This is a genomic window from Micrococcaceae bacterium Sec5.8 (assembly GCA_039636775.1).
Taxonomy (GTDB): Bacteria; Actinomycetota; Actinomycetes; order Actinomycetales; family Micrococcaceae; genus Arthrobacter.
Genome location: CP143429.1, coordinates 3,597,297 through 3,616,397, shown reverse-complemented (window position 1 = coordinate 3,616,397; position 19,101 = coordinate 3,597,297). Strand labels below are relative to the sequence as shown.

The 19,101-nt window shown below is 64.1% G+C and carries 20 protein-coding genes and 2 pseudogenes; 8 read left to right on the top strand and 14 right to left on the bottom strand.

Annotation, left to right across the window (positions count from 1 at the left end):
• Positions 1 to 24: 24 nt before the first annotated feature.
• The 7 genes from pabB to VUN84_16680 form a co-directional block, all read right to left on the bottom strand.
• Positions 25 to 2,091 (bottom strand): aminodeoxychorismate synthase component I, encoded by a 2,067-nt coding sequence (pabB, locus tag VUN84_16710; protein ID XAS63909.1) that lies wholly within the window; start codon positions 2,089 to 2,091, stop codon positions 25 to 27.
• Positions 2,088 to 2,657, bottom strand: coding sequence for a low molecular weight protein-tyrosine-phosphatase (locus VUN84_16705; GenBank protein ID XAS63908.1), 570 nt, complete (start codon positions 2,655 to 2,657; stop codon positions 2,088 to 2,090). The genes pabB and VUN84_16705 overlap by 4 nt, the downstream gene beginning before the upstream one ends.
• Before the next feature lie 143 nt (positions 2,658 to 2,800).
• Positions 2,801 to 3,424 (bottom strand): LysE family transporter, encoded by a 624-nt coding sequence (locus VUN84_16700; protein ID XAS63907.1) that lies wholly within the window; start codon positions 3,422 to 3,424, stop codon positions 2,801 to 2,803.
• Between the two features lie 43 nt (positions 3,425 to 3,467).
• Entirely contained in the window at positions 3,468 to 4,019 is a 552-nt protein-coding gene (locus tag VUN84_16695; protein XAS63906.1) for a dihydrofolate reductase family protein, read from the bottom strand.
• Between the two features lie 84 nt (positions 4,020 to 4,103).
• Positions 4,104 to 4,919, bottom strand: a complete 816-nt coding sequence (locus tag VUN84_16690) for a class I SAM-dependent methyltransferase (GenBank protein XAS63905.1) — start codon at positions 4,917 to 4,919, stop codon at positions 4,104 to 4,106.
• Positions 4,920 to 5,014: 95 nt separating this feature from the next.
• On the bottom strand, positions 5,015 to 5,971 hold the full coding sequence (locus VUN84_16685; protein XAS63904.1) for an SDR family NAD(P)-dependent oxidoreductase: 957 nt from the start codon (positions 5,969 to 5,971) through the stop codon (positions 5,015 to 5,017).
• A 29-nt stretch (positions 5,972 to 6,000) separates the two neighbouring features.
• Positions 6,001 to 6,465, bottom strand: a complete 465-nt coding sequence (locus VUN84_16680) for a MarR family transcriptional regulator (protein ID XAS65885.1) — start codon at positions 6,463 to 6,465, stop codon at positions 6,001 to 6,003.
• A gap of 260 nt (positions 6,466 to 6,725) precedes the next feature.
• On the opposite strand from VUN84_16680, the gene VUN84_16675 reads away from it, so the two are divergent.
• Entirely contained in the window at positions 6,726 to 8,948 is a 2,223-nt protein-coding gene (locus VUN84_16675; GenBank protein ID XAS63903.1) for an MMPL family transporter, read from the top strand.
• 24 nt (positions 8,949 to 8,972) lie between these two features.
• On the opposite strand, the gene VUN84_16670 is transcribed toward VUN84_16675, so the two are convergent.
• The 4 genes and pseudogenes from VUN84_16670 to VUN84_16655 form a co-directional block, all read right to left on the bottom strand.
• Positions 8,973 to 9,212 carry a hypothetical protein gene (locus VUN84_16670; protein XAS63902.1) on the bottom strand — a complete coding sequence of 80 codons (240 nt, stop codon included), beginning with the start codon at positions 9,210 to 9,212 and terminating at the stop codon, positions 8,973 to 8,975.
• A gap of 301 nt (positions 9,213 to 9,513) precedes the next feature.
• A pseudogene (locus tag VUN84_16665) lies at positions 9,514 to 10,119 on the bottom strand (recombinase family protein).
• 276 nt (positions 10,120 to 10,395) lie between these two features.
• Positions 10,396 to 10,851, bottom strand: coding sequence for a VOC family protein (locus VUN84_16660; GenBank protein XAS63901.1), 456 nt, complete (start codon positions 10,849 to 10,851; stop codon positions 10,396 to 10,398).
• Positions 10,852 to 11,042: 191 nt separating this feature from the next.
• Positions 11,043 to 11,552, bottom strand: a complete 510-nt coding sequence (locus tag VUN84_16655) for a MarR family transcriptional regulator (GenBank protein ID XAS63900.1) — start codon at positions 11,550 to 11,552, stop codon at positions 11,043 to 11,045.
• Between the two features lie 89 nt (positions 11,553 to 11,641).
• Between VUN84_16655 and VUN84_16650 the strand changes: the two genes are divergently transcribed.
• The 3 genes and pseudogenes from VUN84_16650 to VUN84_16640 all read left to right on the top strand — a co-directional run bounded on the left by VUN84_16650 (position 11,642) and on the right by VUN84_16640 (position 13,668).
• Entirely contained in the window at positions 11,642 to 12,433 is a 792-nt protein-coding gene (locus VUN84_16650) for an SDR family oxidoreductase (GenBank protein ID XAS63899.1), read from the top strand.
• A gap of 192 nt (positions 12,434 to 12,625) precedes the next feature.
• Positions 12,626 to 13,090, top strand: a pseudogene (locus VUN84_16645) (IS21 family transposase).
• Between the two features lie 86 nt (positions 13,091 to 13,176).
• Positions 13,177 to 13,668 (top strand): GNAT family N-acetyltransferase, encoded by a 492-nt coding sequence (locus VUN84_16640; GenBank protein XAS65884.1) that lies wholly within the window; start codon positions 13,177 to 13,179, stop codon positions 13,666 to 13,668.
• 164 nt (positions 13,669 to 13,832) lie between these two features.
• Here VUN84_16640 and VUN84_16635 read toward each other — a convergent pair whose 3' ends face one another.
• Positions 13,833 to 14,171 carry a hypothetical protein gene (locus VUN84_16635; GenBank protein XAS63898.1) on the bottom strand — a complete coding sequence of 113 codons (339 nt, stop codon included), beginning with the start codon at positions 14,169 to 14,171 and terminating at the stop codon, positions 13,833 to 13,835.
• A gap of 234 nt (positions 14,172 to 14,405) precedes the next feature.
• Here VUN84_16635 and VUN84_16630 point away from each other — a divergent pair, with 234 nt between their 5' ends.
• Positions 14,406 to 15,257 (top strand): methyltransferase domain-containing protein, encoded by an 852-nt coding sequence (locus VUN84_16630; protein ID XAS63897.1) that lies wholly within the window; start codon positions 14,406 to 14,408, stop codon positions 15,255 to 15,257.
• Positions 15,258 to 15,396: 139 nt separating this feature from the next.
• Here VUN84_16630 and VUN84_16625 read toward each other — a convergent pair whose 3' ends face one another.
• Positions 15,397 to 16,566: an IS30 family transposase gene (locus VUN84_16625; GenBank protein ID XAS63896.1), complete on the bottom strand. Its 1,170-nt coding sequence runs from the start codon at positions 16,564 to 16,566 to the stop codon at positions 15,397 to 15,399.
• Positions 16,567 to 16,688: 122 nt separating this feature from the next.
• Between VUN84_16625 and VUN84_16620 the strand changes: the two genes are divergently transcribed.
• Entirely contained in the window at positions 16,689 to 17,390 is a 702-nt protein-coding gene (locus VUN84_16620) for a hypothetical protein (GenBank protein XAS63895.1), read from the top strand.
• A 119-nt stretch (positions 17,391 to 17,509) separates the two neighbouring features.
• On the opposite strand, the gene VUN84_16615 is transcribed toward VUN84_16620, so the two are convergent.
• Complete coding sequence (locus tag VUN84_16615; GenBank protein XAS63894.1) at positions 17,510 to 17,728, bottom strand: hypothetical protein; 219 nt, start codon at positions 17,726 to 17,728, stop codon at positions 17,510 to 17,512.
• A gap of 191 nt (positions 17,729 to 17,919) precedes the next feature.
• Between VUN84_16615 and VUN84_16610 the strand changes: the two genes are divergently transcribed.
• Together VUN84_16610 and VUN84_16605 are read left to right on the top strand one after the other, a co-directional pair.
• Positions 17,920 to 18,375 carry a hypothetical protein gene (locus tag VUN84_16610; GenBank protein ID XAS63893.1) on the top strand — a complete coding sequence of 152 codons (456 nt, stop codon included), beginning with the start codon at positions 17,920 to 17,922 and terminating at the stop codon, positions 18,373 to 18,375.
• Positions 18,376 to 18,603: 228 nt separating this feature from the next.
• Positions 18,604 to 19,092, top strand: a complete 489-nt coding sequence (locus VUN84_16605) for a hypothetical protein (protein XAS63892.1) — start codon at positions 18,604 to 18,606, stop codon at positions 19,090 to 19,092.
• Positions 19,093 to 19,101 lie beyond the last annotated feature (9 nt).

Here is a 19,101-nt window from a genome sequence, read left to right as displayed (position 1 = left end):
CGTGGCGCCGGTTCGGCGCGGAGCCTAGCCGGGCGGGAATTCCGCGCCGAGCGCGGAGAGAACCCCGAACGCTTTGGTCCTGATCTCCGCGTATTCCTCCTGCGGGTCGGAATCCGCGGTGATCGCACCGCCGACGCCCAGGCTCAGGGCAGTGCGGTTCCCGGACTGCCCGGTCACCACAAGGGTGCGGATCGCGACGGCGAGGTCGGTGGCGCCGTTGAGGGAAAAATAGCCGATTGCCCCGGAGTACACGCCGCGGGGTGCACCCTCGAGCCGGTCGAGGATGGCCATGGTGCTGACCTTGGGGGCGCCGGTCATGGACCCGGCGGGGAAGCACGCTGCGACGGCCTCGGCCCGCGGCATGCCGGGCCGGAGCAGGGCGTCGATGGTACTCACCATCTGATGGACCGTGGCGTAGCTTTCTATCGCGCAAAGCCGGCTGACCGCCACCGATCCGGGCACGGCGAAATGGCTGAGATCGTTGCGGAGCAGGTCCACGATCATGATGTTCTCGGCGCGGTCCTTCGGTGAGGACTGGAGGTCCTGCCGCAGCGCTGAGTCCCGGGCGGCATCGGCATCCCGGGGCCGGGTTCCCTTGATCGGCTCGGCGCGCATGTGACCGTCGGCAGCGATCCGGAGGAACCGTTCCGGGGACGTACTCGCCACGGCGAGCTCCCCGAACCGCAGGTAGCTGGCGAACGGGGCCGGATTCTTCCGGCGTAAGGACAGGTAGGTCTGCCATGGATCGACCGCGGAGGGAAGCTCGGCTGTCAGCATGGTGGTCAGGCACACCTCGTAGGTGTTGCCCTCGGCGATCTCGTGCTGGGCCTGCGAAATCTTCGTTTTGTAGGCGGCCTCGGAGTCCCGCGCGGTGAAGTCCGGCGCGCTGTGGCCGGGGGAGGAGGGTCCGGCGGCGTTGCTGCCGCCGGCTGCCGATGCCGGCCCGGGCACCGCCGCTTCGGTTGCGGTGCGGGCCGTTCCGAGCCACTCCCCGGCGGCCGCAGTGTCCAGCGCCAGCAGCCAGACCGTGCGCTCCACATGGTCCAGCACCACGGCCCGGCCGGCAAACAACAGGCAGGCGTCGGGGGTTCCGGCGGTGACGTCGCTGCCGCCGGTCTCCCGTTTGAGTTCATAGCCGAGGTAGCCGAGCCAGCCCAGGGTGAACTCGCAGGGATACTGCTCCGGGCCGTGGAGGGCGCCGGAGTCCCAGGCCGCGTCAAGCCAGCGAAAAAACGGGCCAGCGACCGTGACGCTGGTGTTCCCCACATTCACCCGGGTGGTTCCGGAACTGTGCCGGACCGACTGGCCGAACGGCCCCCCGTCGTCCGCCAGAATGCTGAACCGGCTGCGTTCCGCCGCCGGACCGGGCGCCGGGGAGGCACCGGAGGGAAGCGAAGAATCGAGCCAGACGGCGTTGGCTGAGCGGCCGAAGAGGGTCTCGAATAACACGGAGGGGTCCGGGGCGGCGTCGATCCGTTCGGTACGGAGCTGAAGGCCGCGGCGGGCGCCGGCTTCGGGAACCAGTACCGGGGCGAGCGCCGGCAGGTACTGGAGGGCCTGCAGGACCTCCGCCGGGGCGGCGCCGTCGGCGCGGTTGAGGACCCGGACGTCGGCGCGGCCCGGAACATCGTCCTGGGCCAGCCACACCTGCTCCTGGGCGGCCCACTCATCCCAGAAGGGTTCGTAGCGTCCGCCGTCGCGGGCCAGGGCCCTGCTGCGCCGGTCCTGATCGGGGCAATCAGCCCAGATCACCGCGGCCAGGAAGGGGAGGGCGGCTTCCGCTGCTGCCCCGACGCCTTCCACCAGAACAATCTCGGCAGGCGGGGTGGTGCGGGCGTCGCCGTCATAATGTGCAGTCCAGTCCCAGCTGACCCATTCGGCCGTCTCTCCGCGGTGCAGGGGGGCCAGGACCGTGGAGACGTAGCGTTCGATGCCGGCCGCGAGCCCGTTCCAGCCGGGGTAGATGTCCTCCAGGTGGAACAAGGACACTTTGTGGTGTTCGCGCAGCCGCGCTGCCAGTTCAATCGTGAGAGTGGTCTTTCCCGCACCGGATCGTCCGTCGACGGCGATGATGACGGGTGCGGGACTCATGGAATAGAGCGTACCTGCTGCCCGGCAGCGCCGGGCTGTTGCCTCTCCGGTCCCCGGCGCCGGGCCAGCTCGGTCCCGACATGCGCCACGATTCCGGGAATCGAGGCGTTGATCAGGTCCCAGGTGAGGTCAAAGTCCGTGCGGCTGCCGTACCAGGGGTCTTCAATGCCCTGGTCCAGGCCGTCCTTTCCCGCGACAGCCGGATCGAAGCTGCGCAGCATCCGGATCCTCGCCAGCGCCGCACGGTCCGGCGCCGCCTCCTGCAGCCAGCCGAAATGATCCACGTCAAGGGCAAGAATGAGGTCCCGGGAGGCGAACCACTCGGGCCGCCATTCGCGAGCCACGTGAGTGTCCGAGGCGATGTTGTGGCCCGCGAGATTGCGGGCTGCGCGCGGGTCGATGGGCCGGCCTACCTCGTAGCCCGTGATTCCTGCTGAATCGACGACGGCGCCGGCGAGTCCCGCGGCCGCGAGGGCTTCCGTCAGCATCAGCTCAGCCATCGGCGACCGGCAAATGTTCCCCGTGCAGACCGTGATGATCCGGTACTGGCTCGGCGTTGAGGTCATAGGGCAAGCATGGGCCATGCCGGTCTGCTTGGCTAGATCGCGGGCCGCCAATGTTACAGCCTCTGTCACATTTGGTTTCCGGAGGTGTCATGGCCGCGGGCGGGCTCGGCCCCGCGGCGGACGGGAGCGTGGCGCCCGCCCCGTCAGTGAATGAGGGCGAGCAGGACGCCGACGGCCATGAACAGCACGCCGAACGTCCGGTTGAGGATCCGCTGCCCGCGGGCATCGTGTGTGAAGCGCTGGAACGACTTGGCCGCGGCGGCGAAGAAGAACCACATGACCAGGATGTCGATGACCACCACAGTGGCGGTCAGTGTGAGGTACTGCGGCAACAGCGGATCCGCCGGGCGGATGAACTGCGGCATGAAGGCCAGGAAGAACACGATCGCCTTGGGGTTCAGCAGGTTGACCCACAGGCCGCGGCGAAACATGGAGAAGGCCGGCTCGTTCCGCAGGGCCGCGGCCTTCTCTTGGTCCAGGTCGGGTTCATGCCGGAATTGCTGGATGCCCAGGTAGACGAGGTAGGCGGCTCCCGCGTAGCGGATGACGTTGAAGGCCACCGGTGAACTCGCCACCAGTACCCCCACGCCCAGGGCCACGACCAGGATATGTACCACCAGCGCCGCCTGCTGCCCGAGGATTCCCCAGATGGAGCGCCGAAAGCCGGAGTTCAGCGAGTTGCTCATGGTGTTGATGGCGCCTGCGCCGGGGGTGAAGCTGATCAGGACGCCGGCACCGGCGAGGGCCAGCCAAAGGGAGGGTTGCACCTGTCAAGTTTACGTTTCCGCCACGGCCGCCGCGGCCAACTGGTCAGTCCTTGCGGCGTCCGTAGCTGAGAATCATATTGCCTTTGCTGGTCTGCTGGGATGACTGCAACTCGAGCCGGGTCAAAGGGTCCCCATCGTTGAAGAGCCGCCGGCCGCTGCCCGCCACGACAGGATGCACGATCAGCATCAGAGTGTCCAGCAGCCCGGCGAAGAGCAGCTGGCGGACCAGGGAGATGCTGCTGAATACTCCAATGTCGCCGCCGTCGCTGTTCTTCAGGTCCGTGACGAAGCCCTCCAGCGGGCCCTCGATCAGCTGCGAGTTCTGCCACTGAAGGCCGCCCGTCAGGGTCCGGGACGCAACGTATTTGGGCAGCGGGTTGATGAACCCGCCAAAGTCGGCGTCGGCTTCGGCGTTCGGCCAGTATTGCGCCCATTGTTGGTAGCCCACGCGGCCCAGCAGCCCGGCGTCGATCCGGCCCATCATCTCGCCCATCCCCGCCCCGAGCTCCTCGTCAAAGCTGTCGAACTGCCAGAGAAACGGGTCTTCCACCACGCCGTCCACGGAGCTGAAAAGACCGGCCGTCACGTTGCGCATGCGTCCTCCTCGTTACAGGGTGTTTGCAGTGCACCCTAGCGGCTGGGCGGCGGTGAGGGAATGCTGTGCCGGAAAGGATGTCGCTTACGCCCGGGCGATTACCTCGCCGTTGGGAATCAGGAACCAGCCGTCGTCGGTGGAACCCCAGCGGTGCCAACCTGCCGACAGGCGGGCCAGGTCGGCGGCAGTGGCGAAGCCGTACTCACGCGCCTGGTCCGCGAAGGCCGAATGCAGCACCCGCTCGCCCCAGACCCTGGCCTGCCAGCGCCGCATCTGCCCGGTTGCATACAGCCAGTTGCTGCTGGACGGTGCGACGTCGGTGAAGCCGGCAGCCTGCGCCCATGACACCAGTCGCCGGCCGGCGTCGGGCTCGGCCCCGTTGCGGCGCGCGATCCGCTGGTAGAGCTCCATCCACTCCTCCAGTTCCGGCAGTGCCGGGTACCAGCTCATGCCGTGGAAATCGGCGTCACGCACCGCCACGATGCCACCGGGTTTGGCGACACGGCGCATTTCCCGCAGGGCAGCAACCGGATCTGTGAGGTGCTGCAGGACCTGGTGAGCGTGCACGACGTCGAACGTCTCATCCTCGAAGTCGAGATCATAGATGTTGCCGGCGACGAACGCCACGTTTGTCACGCCGCGCTCGTCGGCCAGGGCGGCTGCCTGGCGGATCACCTCGGGCGAGCGGTCCAGCCCGGTGACTCGCCCGGGGGCGACGAGCCCGGCGAAATCGCAAGTGATGCTCCCCGGCCCACACCCGACGTCGAGCACCGAGACCCCGGGGGCCAGATGCGGGACCACGAACGCCGCAGAGTTCTCGGCCGTGCGGGCGGCGTGGGCGCGGACCACCGACTCGTGATGGCCGTGGGTGTACACATCGTCAGGCTGCTGGGCGCTCATAAGCAAACGCTACCGCTCAGTGCAGACAAAGCTCAGCCCCAATAAAGCCCAGCGCCGACAAAGCCCAGTGTTGACAAAGTCCCGGATCGCTTGGCTCAGCGTCGGGACCTGGCTGCTTCCAGCAATTCCGCCGAGACATCCCACAGCCGGTGAGCGGTCTCCGCGTCAAGGGCGTAGTCGAGGACTCCGTGGAGCCCATCGGTTATCCGGGAGACGGTTTGGGCTTCGTTGCAGTCTTCGAAATACCGTCCGCCGATTCCTTCGAGCGTGGCCGCAGTGGCAAGGAGTACGGAGGTGGCGGCGCCTTGTTCCACCGATTTGACCGGCAAGCCCGCCTGCAGAACCTGCGCTTTGATCGCAGCGAGGACCGCGGGATCCCAGTGGCGTTGGAGATTCGTCCAGACGCCGCCGGGCATGAGCGCGTTCGCGGTGATGCCATCTGCCGCCCACCGGCGGGTGGCTTCGACGGCAAAGAGCACGTTGGCGGTCTTGGACTGCCCGTAGGCGGCTCCGGCATCGTACGGTCTGCGGTTGAAGAACAAATCGTCGAAGATCACGGGGGAGTCGCCGTGTCCGGAGGAGCTGACGACGACGATGCGTGCGGCTCCGTCCGCTGCCAGGGCAGGCTGAAGCCCGCAGGCGAGGGCAAAGTGGCCCAGATGGTTGGTTGCAAACTGCAACTCCCACCCCTGGGGCGTGTAGGACTCCGGGGCCATCATGATCCCGGCGTTATTGACCAGGATATGCAGGGGTCCGTTCCAGCGGGAGGTGAACGCGTCGACGGAGTCCATGTCGGCAAGGTCGAGTTCGGCGGCCCGCACCCGCGGGTTGGCCGTGACTGCTGCAATACGTTGGGCGGCTTTGCGGCCGGCGTCCATATTGCGCACCGCGAGGGTCACAGCTGCCCCCGTCTGGGCCAACGCGCGTGCGGTCTCGGCGCCGATTCCGGACGCGGCTCCAGTCACGATCGCTGACCGTCCGGAGAGATCGACGCCGGCCGCCACTTCTGCAGCCGTGCTGAACCGGCCGAATTCAGTGCTGAAGTAGTCCATATGCTTCCCGTCGTGATCCGGCCGGCATGTCATGAACGCGGGCCTGCCGAAGGCGTCGCATGCTCCCCGGCCGCCTCGCGCCCGGCTTTGACCGTCGCCTCAACCATGGACGTCATGAACCGGGTGGCGAGATCCAGTTCCGCCGGAGTGAATTCGGCCAGCGCGGCGGCCATATGGCGTGCGAGTGGCTGGAACATGGCACCGCCGTCGCGGTAAGCCTTGGGAGTCATGCGGAGCTGGACCTGGCGGCGGTCCGGGCCCTGCCGTTCGCGGACCACGTGGCCTGAGTTGTGCAGCCGGTCGATCAGGGCTGTGGTGGCCGGGGAACTCAGGTGGAGTTCCTTGCGGAGCACGCCGGGGGTGACGATCTGGTTCCGGGCGGTGTGCTGCATGATCACGGACAAGGCGTTGAGGTCTGTCCGGTGCATGTCGTTGCGGCTGCCGGCGGCATCAGCGTAGCGGTTGGCTTCAAGGCTGAACTCCTGGAGCAGCATGACCAGCGGTGGCGGGCCGGCAGGGCCGCGGCGTTCCGGCCGATCAACGCTCACAACGGACCTTCCTTTCTCTGCTTTGGCCTGGCAGCCCGAACTCCGACGACGGCGCCCTCCGGAGTTTACTTCAGCGGACGCGCAACGAGGGCAGCCATTGCCAACGAAATGTTGAGACGAATTCAACCCGGCGGGTTATCTCCATTGTGGAGATAGTCTATTATGGACTCAATTCTACTCCTCCCCAGCATGCACTAGAAGGACCCATGAAAACGACACCTCACGGCAGCGCCCGCGTCCCCTTCTGGTTGCGCTGGCTTATACCGGTCCTGCTTGTCATCACCTGGCTGGCCATTGCCGGGATCGGCGGACCCACCTTTGGCCGGCTCAGCGAGGTCTCCTCGAATGACCAGGCATCCTTCCTGCCTGCCGGAGCCGAGGCGACGGAGGCCCAGGACTGGCAGACGAAGTTCCGGGACTCCAACGAAATTCCCGCCGTCATTGTCATCGAGAGCGACTCCGCGTTCACTCCTGCCCAACTCGGCGAGGCCGCTGCCCTCAAGGGCCAATTTGAAGCCCTGCAGGCCGGCAGCACTGTCATCGGCCCCATCCCGTCAGAGGATGCCAAAGCGGTGCAGTTTGTGGTTCCCATCAATTCCTCCAGCGAGGTGAAGGACGTCGTCAAGGAACTCCGCGACGAGGTGCAGGCTTCCGCCCCGGCGGGAATGCGAACCTTTGTGACCGGCCCGGCCGGACTCACGGCGGACCTTGTGAGCGCGTTCGCCGGCATTGACGGCATTCTCTTGCTTGTGGCCCTCGGCGCCGTCTTCGTGATCCTGCTGATCGTCTACCGCTCGCTGCTGCTGCCCATCGCCGTTCTCTTCACCTCGGTCTTTGCGCTTTGCGCCGCCATCCTGCTGGTCTTTGGCATGGCCAAGCTCGGCTGGATCCAGCTCAACGGGCAAAGCCAGGGCATCCTGTCCATCCTGGTAATCGGCGCCGCCACGGACTACGCGCTGCTCTATGTGGCGCGCTTCCGCGAGGCGCTGACCCACACCACCGACCGCACAACAGCTGCGCTCACAGCGTGGAAGGCGGCCTGGGAGCCGATTCTGGCGTCCGGCGCCACGGTCATTATCGCCCTGCTGTGCCTGCTCTTCTCCGACCTTAACTCGAACAAAGCCCTCGGCCCCGTGGCCGCCGCGGGCATCCTGTGCTCACTCTTCGCCGCACTGACCCTGCTGCCCGCGTTGATGGCACTGCTGGGCCGCGCCGCGTTCTGGCCCTTCCGCCCCAAGCTGCTGCCGGAGACCGAGCGCGAGCCCGAACTCGTGACCGGGCTCGAAGGCCAGAAGGGCCTCTGGCGCGCCACCGGTTCCCTCGTCTCCCGCCGCCCCCGAATCGTCTGGGTCACCTCAGTGTTGCTGCTCCTGGTGGCTTCCGCGGGTGTCCTGCAACTCAAGGCCAACGGCGTTCCACAGACGGCCGTCATCCTCACAGCCTCCAATGCCGTCGATGGCCAGGAATCCCTGGCCCGCCACTTCGACGCCGGCTCCGGCAGCCCCGCGGTGATCGTCACGGACCAGGCCAAGGCCCAGGAGGTGCTGGACAAGACGAGGGCGACCGCCGGCGTCGGGGACGCCTACCTGATGGCCGACGGCGGCGCGCCCATCACCGGTGCGCCTGCTGCTCCCGGCGCCCCGGCGCCTCCCACGGAACCCGCGGTGCGGGACGGCAGGGTCCTGATCAACGCGACGCTGAACTTTGCGGCCGACTCCAATGAGGCCGAAGGCGTGGTGGTGGTCCTCCGGCAGGACCTGAAACAGATCGACAGCGGCGCCCTCGTCGGCGGTGTGACCGCAACCGCACTGGACACCAACACCACAGCCCAGCGCGACCTCGTCACGATCATCCCCGTGGTCCTCGCCGTCATCCTGGTCATCCTGATGCTGCTGCTGCGTTCGGTGCTGGCCCCGGTCCTGCTGGTCGCCTCGGTGGTCCTGTCCTACGGTGCGGCGATGGGCGTCTCGGCCTTCGTCTTCAATAACATCTTTGGATTCCCGGGAGCCGACGCCACCGTCCCACTTTTCGGTTTCGTCTTCCTCGTGGCCCTGGGCGTGGACTACAACATCTTCCTGATGAGCCGGGTCCGGGAGGAATCACTCAAGCACGGCACCCGTGCGGGCATCCTGCGCGGACTCGTGGTAACCGGCGGTGTCATCACCTCCGCCGGCGTGGTCCTCGCGGCCACCTTCGCAGCACTGGGTGTCATCCCCATCATGTTCCTGGTGCAGCTCGCTTTCATCGTCGCCTTTGGGGTGCTGCTGGATACCGTCCTGGTCCGCTCTCTGCTGGTCCCGGCCCTGGCCTATGATATTGGCCCGCGGATCTGGTGGCCGAGCAAGCTGGGCCGCGTTGGGACCAACACCCCCGCGCGGGGCCGCCACGCTGCCACGGAACCGGAATCTGCGGAGGCAGGCGTCCGGTAACCCTTCCCGCCGCAGCGGCCGCCGTCATTGTCTCTGGTCCCTCCACCAGGCCACAGTGGCGGCGGCCGCTTCGTCGAGGGGGGTCGGTGCCAGTCCCAAGGCGGATTGGCCGGCGGCCGAATCCATAACGAACGGGCGATCAAACTGGTAGAGAGTCTCGGTGAGTTCGCGCATGTTCGCGGAAAACACCCCCAGAGCCTTGAGCGCCCAGCCGGGCAGTGCAGTGACACGCGGGGTCCGGGCGCCGGCTGCCCTGGCTGTCACTTCCTGAAGTTGTCTGCACGAGCTGTCCCGGGAGTACGGCAGTTGTGCAGTCGGTTATGGACGCCTGGCGTCCGAAGTCCCCTGCGCAAAGCGTCACTTTGGTCGGGAGCCGCCTGCACGAAACGTCAACGTCAGGGTACCTAGCGGCTCGCGTAGGCGTTGTCCGGGGTCCCGGCGTCAGTGTCTCGGGAAGCTTTGAATGAGGGTGTCGGGGCAGCTCTTGGTAGTGGCGGCGCGGAATTGAGCGTCCATGCCGTGCCGAGCCGGTGTTCACGATGCGCCGGCTCGCTGGGGGAGGAGATCACGTGGCCGGCGCGGCGAGCTGGATGGCCCGGTAGACGGTGGAGCGGGCGACGCCGAAGAATTCGGCGATCTCCGTTGTGGTGTGTGTGCCGCCCCGGTGAAGGCCCACGAGGTGTGTTGCCTGCTTTTTGGAGAGTTTGGGCTGTCGGCCTAGAAGCTTGCCTTTGGCCTTCGCCACCGCCATGCCTTCGCGGGTCCGGGCGCGGATGAGGTCGGATTCGAATTCTTCGACCATTCCCAGGACGTTGAACAGCAGCTTTCCAACCGGGTCATGGGGGTTGTGGATGCTGCCGCCGATGTTGAGGGTCACGCCCTTGCGTGTGAGTTCGTCGGCGATATCCCTGGCATCCGGCAGGGACCGAGCTAGACGGTCAAGTTTGATCACCACGAAGGTGTCGCCGCCGAGGCACGCCGCGAGAGCTTTGCCCAGCCCGGGTCGGTCGCGTTTGGTGCCGGTGAATCCGTGGTGGACGTGGACCATCTCGGCGTCAACGCCGAGGGCGTGGAGGCCACGGTGTTGGGCGGTGAGGTCCTGGGTGCTGGTTGAGCAGCGGGCCTAGCCGATGAGCAGGCTTCGGACTGTAGCGTATAAGGCTCGCGGGATTCTGTTGATCGAAGCAACACCTTCTTTCAAGGTGGTTCGACATGTATCTCAGCTCCTCTTCAGCAGCAGGCATCCGGTTTCTTGCTTCGATTAAGCACGGGCACGGTCTCAGACCGTCCGCCCGACATGCTGGCATTGATAAGGAAGTCGGCTACCGCTGGCTGCGCGAGGAATACTTGCGCCTGCGTCGCAACGGCAAGACTCCGACCGAGACGACAGCGGAGCTCGGGTTCAGCACGTCCCGGCTGGCGGCGTGGGAAGCTGACGTCGGCCAGGTCAAAGACCGCCATCACCTTCGGGTGAATATTGACGAGGAGGCCAGCTTTTGGGCGGCGTTTGATCGCGGGGAAAGCCTTGGTGAGGCAGCCAAAAACGCGGGTGTGAGCCGTTCGACCGCCTATCGGTGGATGGACCGTCGTTTCGACCAGCTACGTCAGTCCAAGGCTGCTCGCCTTGATCAACGTCGACCCTGCGGGAACCTAGAGCGACCATCCGCTCGACCTCGGCCGCTGGATCATCCGGACGAAAATCGAGGTGCAGACGATTCTTCGTTATCTTCGAATCCGCCACCGGCACGAAGACCAACCCTGGCAACCGGTCCGGTGCAGAACGAATTTCGAACTCATCGTCAGCCTCCAAGGTCACAACCCAACCCAAAGCGTTGGCCCACCAGCGTCCGAGCTCGACCGGGCGTGCCGAATCGACAACTACTTGTTCCCATTCAAGACTCATGCGTTCCACTCTATTTGAGCCGGACCCCTGCCCGGTGAAGAAACCCTGCGGTCACGAAGGGCGTCCGCTGAACCACCGACTAACGGGACTGCTGTGGGGCGCCAGCATCAATCCGTAGTGCAATGGCGTTCCGGCAGAACTTATATTTTCGAGATCCTGTGGCCCGTGCCGTTGCCGATGAAATATCGAGGTTAGTCAGTGTCGGAAGAGAAGGTGCTTGTTGCCCGCCAACTCTCCTGCTCCCGAATCGCGTGTTGAATCCGAAGGCTGATATCGCGCAGCTGACCCCGTTGGGCGGCCGTGAGAGGCTCTAAGACCAATTTCGTAACGGTCCGAGAATGCACAGGAGTGACCTTTTCGACCATCGCAAGCCCTGCCTCGGTCAGGGATGCCAAAGTCGACCGCCCGTCCAAGGGGTCACGACTGCGCTGCACCCAACCGCGACCCTCAATCCGCGATACTGCTCGAGAGAGCCTAGAAAGCGAGCTATTGGCATAGCCGGCCAGGACAGTCATCCCCAGCGTCCGGTTCGGCGCGTCAGCCAAGGCGAAGAGGATGCCGTACTCAAAGTGCGTGAGGTCGAATTCACGAACCAAAGGCGCATCGAGTGCAGCAGGCAGCCATTCCAATACCGTCGCAAGAGCTGCCCACGACGTGAGGTTATCTCCCGTGAGGAGGTTGGGGACGCTGGAATCAGTCATGCATACAGGGTACCTGTTTACTTGACTGGGCAAACAATTTTGTCTATTCTTACTTGACTGAGCAAGTAATATGAGAGGCTAGAACGACCATGGACATGCAGCTGTCAACCAAACGCGCCTTTATAAGCGGGTCAACGCAAGGGATTGGGTACTCGATCGCAAAGGCGCTCCTCCAAGAAGGGGCCGAGGTGGTAATCAACGGCCGCGACGCCAGCCGCCTCCAGCAAGCGGTGAAGACCCTTCAGGCCGAAGTGCCTAGCGGAGTCGTTACTGGCATTGCGGCGGACTTAACAGACGCCTCAGCGGTGCAGAGCCTGCTCAGCACGCTCGGGACCGTCGACATCCTTGTCAATAACGTCGGTCTCTTCGGGCTGAAGCCCTTCACTGAAATATCTGACGATGAATGGTCTCGTTATTTCGCGGTAAACGTGATGAGCGGGGTCCGGCTCTCCAGAGAGCTACTACCCGGGATGATCGATGCTGGCTGGGGTCGGATCATTTTCGTAGGCAGCGAATCAGGCGTAAACGTACCCGCTGACATGACGCACTACGGCGTGACGAAAGCAGGGATGCTCGCCTTGAGCAACGGTCTCGCTAAGCTCACCCGCGGAACCGGCGTGACGGTCAACACGATCCTCGGCGGCCCGACCTACTCCGACGGCGTTGCCGGTACCATCCATGAGATTGCGGAGGCGCAGCGAATGTCAGTGGATGAGATGAAAGCAATGATCATTGGTGGCAACCAGACATCTCTTCTCGAGCGCTTCATCGAGCCCGCCGAGATCGCGAACCTCGCCGTGTATCTCTCAAGTCCCCTTTCCTCCGCGACAAACGGAACTGCCGTGCGCGCTGACGGCGGAGTACTGACCGCAATGCTCTGATGTTAGCGGCCATGAAAAACTGCCCGTAGGCGGCCACGGAACTGCCCACTGACGGCCATGAAAAGTGCCCGTTGGTGGCCATGAGATCTGCCCACTTCTTTACTGAACCCTGCTGCTTAAGCGGCGGGAGCCTCTCCCCGGCGTTTGATGACGGTGTCTAGTCGCACCAAAGTCGCCCGGGAAGAGGCCCTAATGAAGTTTGACGGAGAAATCATGGAAATACTTGCTGCGTATGATCTGACCGGATCGTTGCGCGCCGCCGCGGAACTCACCGGCTGCTCGCACCACACGGTCGCCAGGCACGTCGCTGCCCGCGACGCCGGCCAGCCGATCGCGGAACCGGTCTACCGGGGCCGGGTCACGGACGCGTTCCTGCCCAAGATCGAGGAATGGATCGAGGCCTCCAAGGGCAAGATCCGCGCCGACAAAGCCCACGATAAACTCCTCGCCCTCGGCTACGAGGGCTCGGAACGCTCAACCCGCCGGGCCGTCGCGCAGGTCCGCGCCGCCTGGCGTCTTGGCCATGTCCGGGTGCACCGGCCCTGGATCACGGAACCGGGCATGTGGCTTCAGTACGACTTCGGCGACGGCCCCGTGATCGAGGGGAAGAAGACCGTTTTGTTCGTGGCGTGGCTGGCATGGTCCCGCTTCAGGATCGGCTGGCGGGCGCTGGTGCAACACCGAGCGATCACAGAATGCCGCCACGAACCGTGCGTTAAGTAGCGGTCATGACATAAGGAGCAATCAGGGTCCGGGCGGCGACGGTCAACGATGAATCAATCTTGGCTGCAGCGGCCTTCGAGGCTATGAACTGGAACGGAACCGCCCGCTTCACGCAAGAACAGTTCAAGACCAACCCCAATCTGTCGCGCTACCTTGCCGGCTGGCCCCAGGTCGGTGACTTCGGCGTCGTAGCTGAGACAGATGACGGTACTCCCATCGGGGGAGCATGGTGTCGGAATTTCACCCCTGACAATGCCGGATACGGCTTTGTAGCGGAGGATATTCCGGAGCTCACCATTGGCGTTCTGCCGGACTACCGTGGGAATGGAGCCGGTACGGCTCTCATGGCAAGCCTTATCGAGGTCGGACGGTCGCACGGTGTACCGGCCATCAGCCTCAGCGTCGAGGACGGGAATCGAGCAAGGCTACTCTACGAGCGGATGGGCTTCTCCAAAGTCGGACGTAACGGCGGTTCGGATACGCTGCTTCACAAGTTAGGAAATCTGTCCTGACTGCTGCGCACCCCAAGAGTGTGAGTGCGTGCCGCTGAAGGATCGACTACCGGGCGCTGTGGCGTCCGTTGAACCACCGGCTTACGAACGCTGGTGGCTCGCTGTGATCGCTGAGCGACGATGTTGGCCTCCGCGAGACGACAGGGTCGAGGTAGATAAGGTTCCTATTTGTATCGCCTTGAACCTTTCGGCCGCCGTCGCCACCAGGGTCGTTGACGCAACTCGGCCTGCGCGTGGGCGAGCAGGAGTTGAGTCTCGCGAAGAAGTTCTGGCGACGTCTCTTGAATTTCTCGCGACGCATCCGTCGCCGCCTCTGCCTTCTCTGCCGCACGGCGGGGCAGGAGAAATTCGATAAGAAGCGTTGCTGCGGCGCCGAGCAAGACGCCTGACAGCACCAGTAGGAATTGCGCCATGGATCGCATCTCGGGAACGGTCCAGCGGACGACGAAGCCGTAAGCGATTGCGGGGAGGCGAGCTATCCGCTGATCCAGGTTGTCAGCCACCCACGGACCCTTGGGACGAAGGGAGAATTGCACGACCGCGACCCTTCCGATGTCGTTTAGGAGGACAGAGATCGTTTGCTGGTCAGGGGGTCTGCGATGCCGTTCTGCGTCGAGTGGAGACCTCGTGAGGGCACAGGCCAGACCCTCCCTCCTGCCGGAGGAGGGTAGGTGACGGGGTGGTGGGAGCAAGCGCTTACTTGACGGCTCCCCGAAATCAGCGCAGGATTTGCGTCCATGGGCGACTCGCACGAGGAAATGCTTCGTCACTACGAGCCGGGCGGACTTCTGCCGCGAATCGTGGCGGGGTTGCAAGCTCTCGGCAAGGACCTGGACTCGGTCACGTACGAAGACCTCGCGCCGGCCGACGAGTTTCACTCCGCGGGACGTTCGGCCACGCGCGCATTGGTGGAGCTTGCAAAGATTCCGCCAGGATCGCGAGTGCTCGACGTGGGAAGCGGGTTGGGCGGCCCGGCGCGTTACCTCGCCGCAACTTTGGGTTGCGACGTGACAGGCATCGATCTCTCGCCTGAATTCTGCGGGGTGGCCAACGCCCTTTCTCGGATGACGCGGTTGTCCGATCGCACCCGCTTTCAGGCGGGTGATGCCCTGGAGCTTCCGTTCACCGCGTCCAGCTTCGACGTGGTGTGGACGATACAAATGCAGATGAACATCCGGGACAAGCGCCGCCTGTATTTCGGAATCGCCCGGGTACTCAGGCCGGGCGGGCTGTTCGTCTGCCAGGAAATCTGCGCGGGGAACGGCGAGCCGATCGAGCTTCCGGTCCCATGGGCGAGCCGCCCCAACCAGAGCCATCTGGCCGATGCGGAATCCCTCCGCGGGTTGATCCGCGGTGCAGGTCTCCTGGAGCGCACCTGGCGCGACATTACCGCCGACATCATGGCGGCGCGCAAGGCACAGCAGGCGAAGGCGCATGCGTCGGGTGCGAGCGGCTCCAGCGCCCCTCCTCCGCTTGGAATGCATCTCGTGCTGGGAGAACAGGCAGCCGTCAAGACGAGTAACTCCGGGCGCAACACCGACGCCGGGCGCACGGTGTTCATCCAGAGCGTATTCGACAAGCCTGACTAGTGGTCCGATCCGCTGATCCCGCTGGAAAACTCTGTCGAAAGCACGGGCGCGGCGAATCTCCATTGATCGTCCGGTCAAAGGGCACATTCGGTCACGACGACCGAAATTCGCCCGCTGAGGGATCGGCGGATTCAGGCGGTCATTGCAACAGGAGGTTTTCGATCAGTTCGATCGGTTTCTTGAACTCTAGTCTTTTGCGCGGTCGGTCGTTGAGTTCCTGGGCAACCCAGTCGAGGTCTGCGGGGCTGTGGATGCTCAGGTCGGTGCCCTTGGGGAAATATTGGCGCAGCAGGCCGTTGGTGTTTTCGTTGATGCCGCGCTGCCAGGGCGAGTGTGGGTCGCAGAAGTAGATCTCGATGCCGGTGTCGATCTTCACGGTTTTCCAGTCCTGCATCTCGATGCCTTGGTCCCAGGTCAGGGAATGCCGCAGCGACTCGGGGAGTGTCTTGATCTTCGCGGTCAGTGCATCACGCATCTGCTCGGCCTTGTACCCGTCCGGCAGGTGTACGAGCATCGTGTAATTAGTGGTCCGCTCGACCAGCGTTCCAATCGCGGACTGATTCCCTTTGCCGATGATGAGGTCGCCTTCCCAATGCCCGGGCACGGCCCGGTCCTGAACTTCGGGGGGACGTTCGGAAATGTTGATCATTCCGGGGATCCGGTTCTTGCGCTGGCCGGCCTTGCGGCAGGGCTGCCTGATAGCCCGCCCGGTGCGCAGGCACGCGGTCAGATCGCGCTTCAGCGCCCCGCGGGACTGGACGTAAAGGGACTGGTAGATCGTCTCGGGTGACACCCTCATCTCCGGCTCATCGGGGAACTCAACCCGGAGTCGTCCTGCGATCTGCTCGGGTGAGTACTTCTTTTTCAGGTCATCTTCCACCTTCGCACGCAGCACGGTGTTCGTGTGCAGTTTCGCTGGTTTCGGACGCGAGGCCCGCTCATAGGCCAGTGCGTGCGCTGAGCTCGCCCGGTAGGGCATTCCTGCCACCGAGTTGCGCCGCAACTCCCTGGAAACCGTGGAGGCCGCTCTGCCGACCACCGCTCCGATCTGCCGCAGAGATTGTCCCTGGGCACGCAGTATTGCGATCTCCTCGCGCTGAGCGAAGGTCAGACACCGGCCCTTCAGATCACGGCCCCGCCGGGGCCTGACACCACCGGCCTCGGCCAAGACCCTACGCCCGGTACGCCGGCTCGTATTGATCGGAACCACGGCATCGGTGATGAACTCACCCGCCTGCATCCCGGCCCAAAAAACCTGCAAGAGATCAGGCCTCAAATGAATTGAATACCCCGCCATAACAACACCCATCCGCTAAGTGTTGCAATCACCGCAAGAACCCAAGGATCCTTTACCGGGCGCTTCATCATTGCAGCCCAGCTGTCATGTATGGCAAGGCTTCCGGGCGTGTTGAAGCCGGTAGAGTGCGGTTCATGACATTGGGGGATGCCGCACCAAGCCTTGCTCGCCGGCCGTGGGCGTTCGCTGCGGTATGCGTGATGACCGCCTCGCTGACGCTGCTGGTGTTTGGGCTAGCCCAGGTGCCGGTGATCCAGCTCCTGCCCTGGTATGTGGTCGCTTATCTCCTGATTGGGGCGTGCATCTTCGTCCCGGCCGGGAGGCTCCCGTCGCTGCGACAGGGCGCGGCGTTCCTGTTGCCCGGTGCCCTTGTCGTGGTCCTGGCGCTGCTGAACCTGGGCTTCTGGGCCGGTGGATGGCTGCTCGGCCTTCCGGCTTGGGGTCTGCTGCTGAGCCGGTGGACGGCGGAGAACCGTATCCCCGTGCTGCAGGTCCTGAAGTTCTTGGGCATGCTGGTGTTAGGCCTGCTCATCTTCACATTCAACGTGGTCTTCGTGGTCTTCAGCCCGGGACTATTCCTGCTGCCGATCATCCCCTTGGTCCGGCTGGCCTACCCCGGGTACCGCGCCCGGCCGTTACAGGCCGCCGGGGAGGTCCTGCTGGGGCTTGCGGTGGTGGTGGTTGTCTTTGGGGTTCCCACCCCTGAAGGATCTTGGTCGTCGTCCTGGATTCACGCTGGCGGGGCCGCGACGGCCGGGCTCATGATCGCATTCTGGGCCCGAGGGCTCCCCCGCCGCTCCAGGCGCCAACAGCTGAACGACGGAGCCATTGTCTAGCCCAGGCCGGGGAAGCCTCCTCGGCGTCCGGTAAAGGATCGGCTTACGGGCGCGGAAACTGTACGTCCTGTCGTCAGGACCATGCCTCAAGATCTAACTGGAGGTGGCAGTGCCAAACGTTAGTAGAGGTTCTCTCCGCCAATGAGTCGCTGAACATCTGAGGCAGCCAGGCCCGAGTGCTCGCCAATCCATGCGTGCCCATATCCCGCAGCGGCTGCGGTGCGTACCGACTCGGCAAGGTCATCAGCGGCCTGCCTGGCTGTCCTCGATGCCTGCGCGAACGCTTCAGCGGCAGCTTTGACCGGGGCTGCGACTTCCTTAGGCGGCTGTTGGAACATCGCGTCTGGATCACCGATATTGAAGGACCAATCCATGCTCGAGTGTCCGATCGTCGAGAACAACACGCCCAGGGCCGGGCTGTTACACCACGCTAATGGGCACTACCCTGGCCGTCCATGGGCGCAAACTATTGGCCATTGACATGCAGCTTTAGGCTGGGGCAACACAACAATTCTGCTTGGGGGTAGAAATGACGAAACGTGGGCGTTTGCTAGCAGTTGCCGTAGCAACGTTTTTGGTTGCGGTCCCGCTCACGGGGTGCGCGCCCCAGGACCAACCGCGAGGCGAAAACTTACGAACGTTCAGCTCGATCGACGAGGCCTACGCTGCCGTCGATGGGATCCTGGGCTGTGAATCCGATCCTGCTGGGGAACCGATCGTTCCTATGGGTGATGGTGTTCCGCTGACGTCAGCACAGAAACTGTGCTTTCAAAATGTCCAGTTAGATCTTTACCCGGATCAAAACGCTCTTAAGGAAAGCTACCAACTCTTGTCTGACTCGAGTCAGGGCAAGATCCATCTCGTATACGGCAAGAATTGGATGGTTGTCGACTTCAGCCGCATGGCAAGCGGACAACCCCCAACGTGGAACACCGAACGACTGACGAAGGATCTGAACGGGGAATACGCCAGCGTCGGCACATAGCGAGAACCTCGCACGCGCTTGCAAGACTCACAGAACCGGCAGGCACTCATAAAGGTTCCGGCGCCCTTGAGCGCTAAAGCTAGTTTTCGAGGCGTCCGGTGAAGGATCCGTCTACGGGCGCTTCGGTCACAGAGCGACTCTGCTGCACGAGTCAACCCGACCCGAGACAGTCCCCTCCAATATCGTCGTAACGTTGTGCCTTATGGCTTTGGAAAAGGAGCGGGTGTCGTGCAGGTAGACGAGGTGACCTTGGGATGTTATCCGCGTGATGACGTCTCCTGGGTAAAAGATGGCAAGGTTCGGGATGGTCGCGCCACGATATTGGTCCGCCAGGCTGACGGGACTCTGAAGCCCGCTGGCGAAGTTACCCTGGGCGACTTGGGTGTTATGCATCCTGATGTGGAAGTCGGTGGCGAATTCGTCATTGAGCTACGCGCCCGCTTCGACTCGGAGATATTCGACCGCCGGGTGACCTTCATCGCCAGTGGTGACGAGAACAGCGATGTCTTCGTATCGGCAGTCGGGCCCGGCGCGCACGCTGAACCGAAAGCCGGCCTATTCAAGCGGGCGCGGTACTCAGGCTTCGAGTTTGGTGTGCTGGTAATGGCCGCTACGACTGAGCAGGGTACCCGCATCAGCGGCGCGTCAGGCCCGCTCGTCGAGCATGGACCCGGCGATGGCGTAACAGCCGCTTCTGCTCCCGGGCAGAGGCAGTAGACGTTTGCG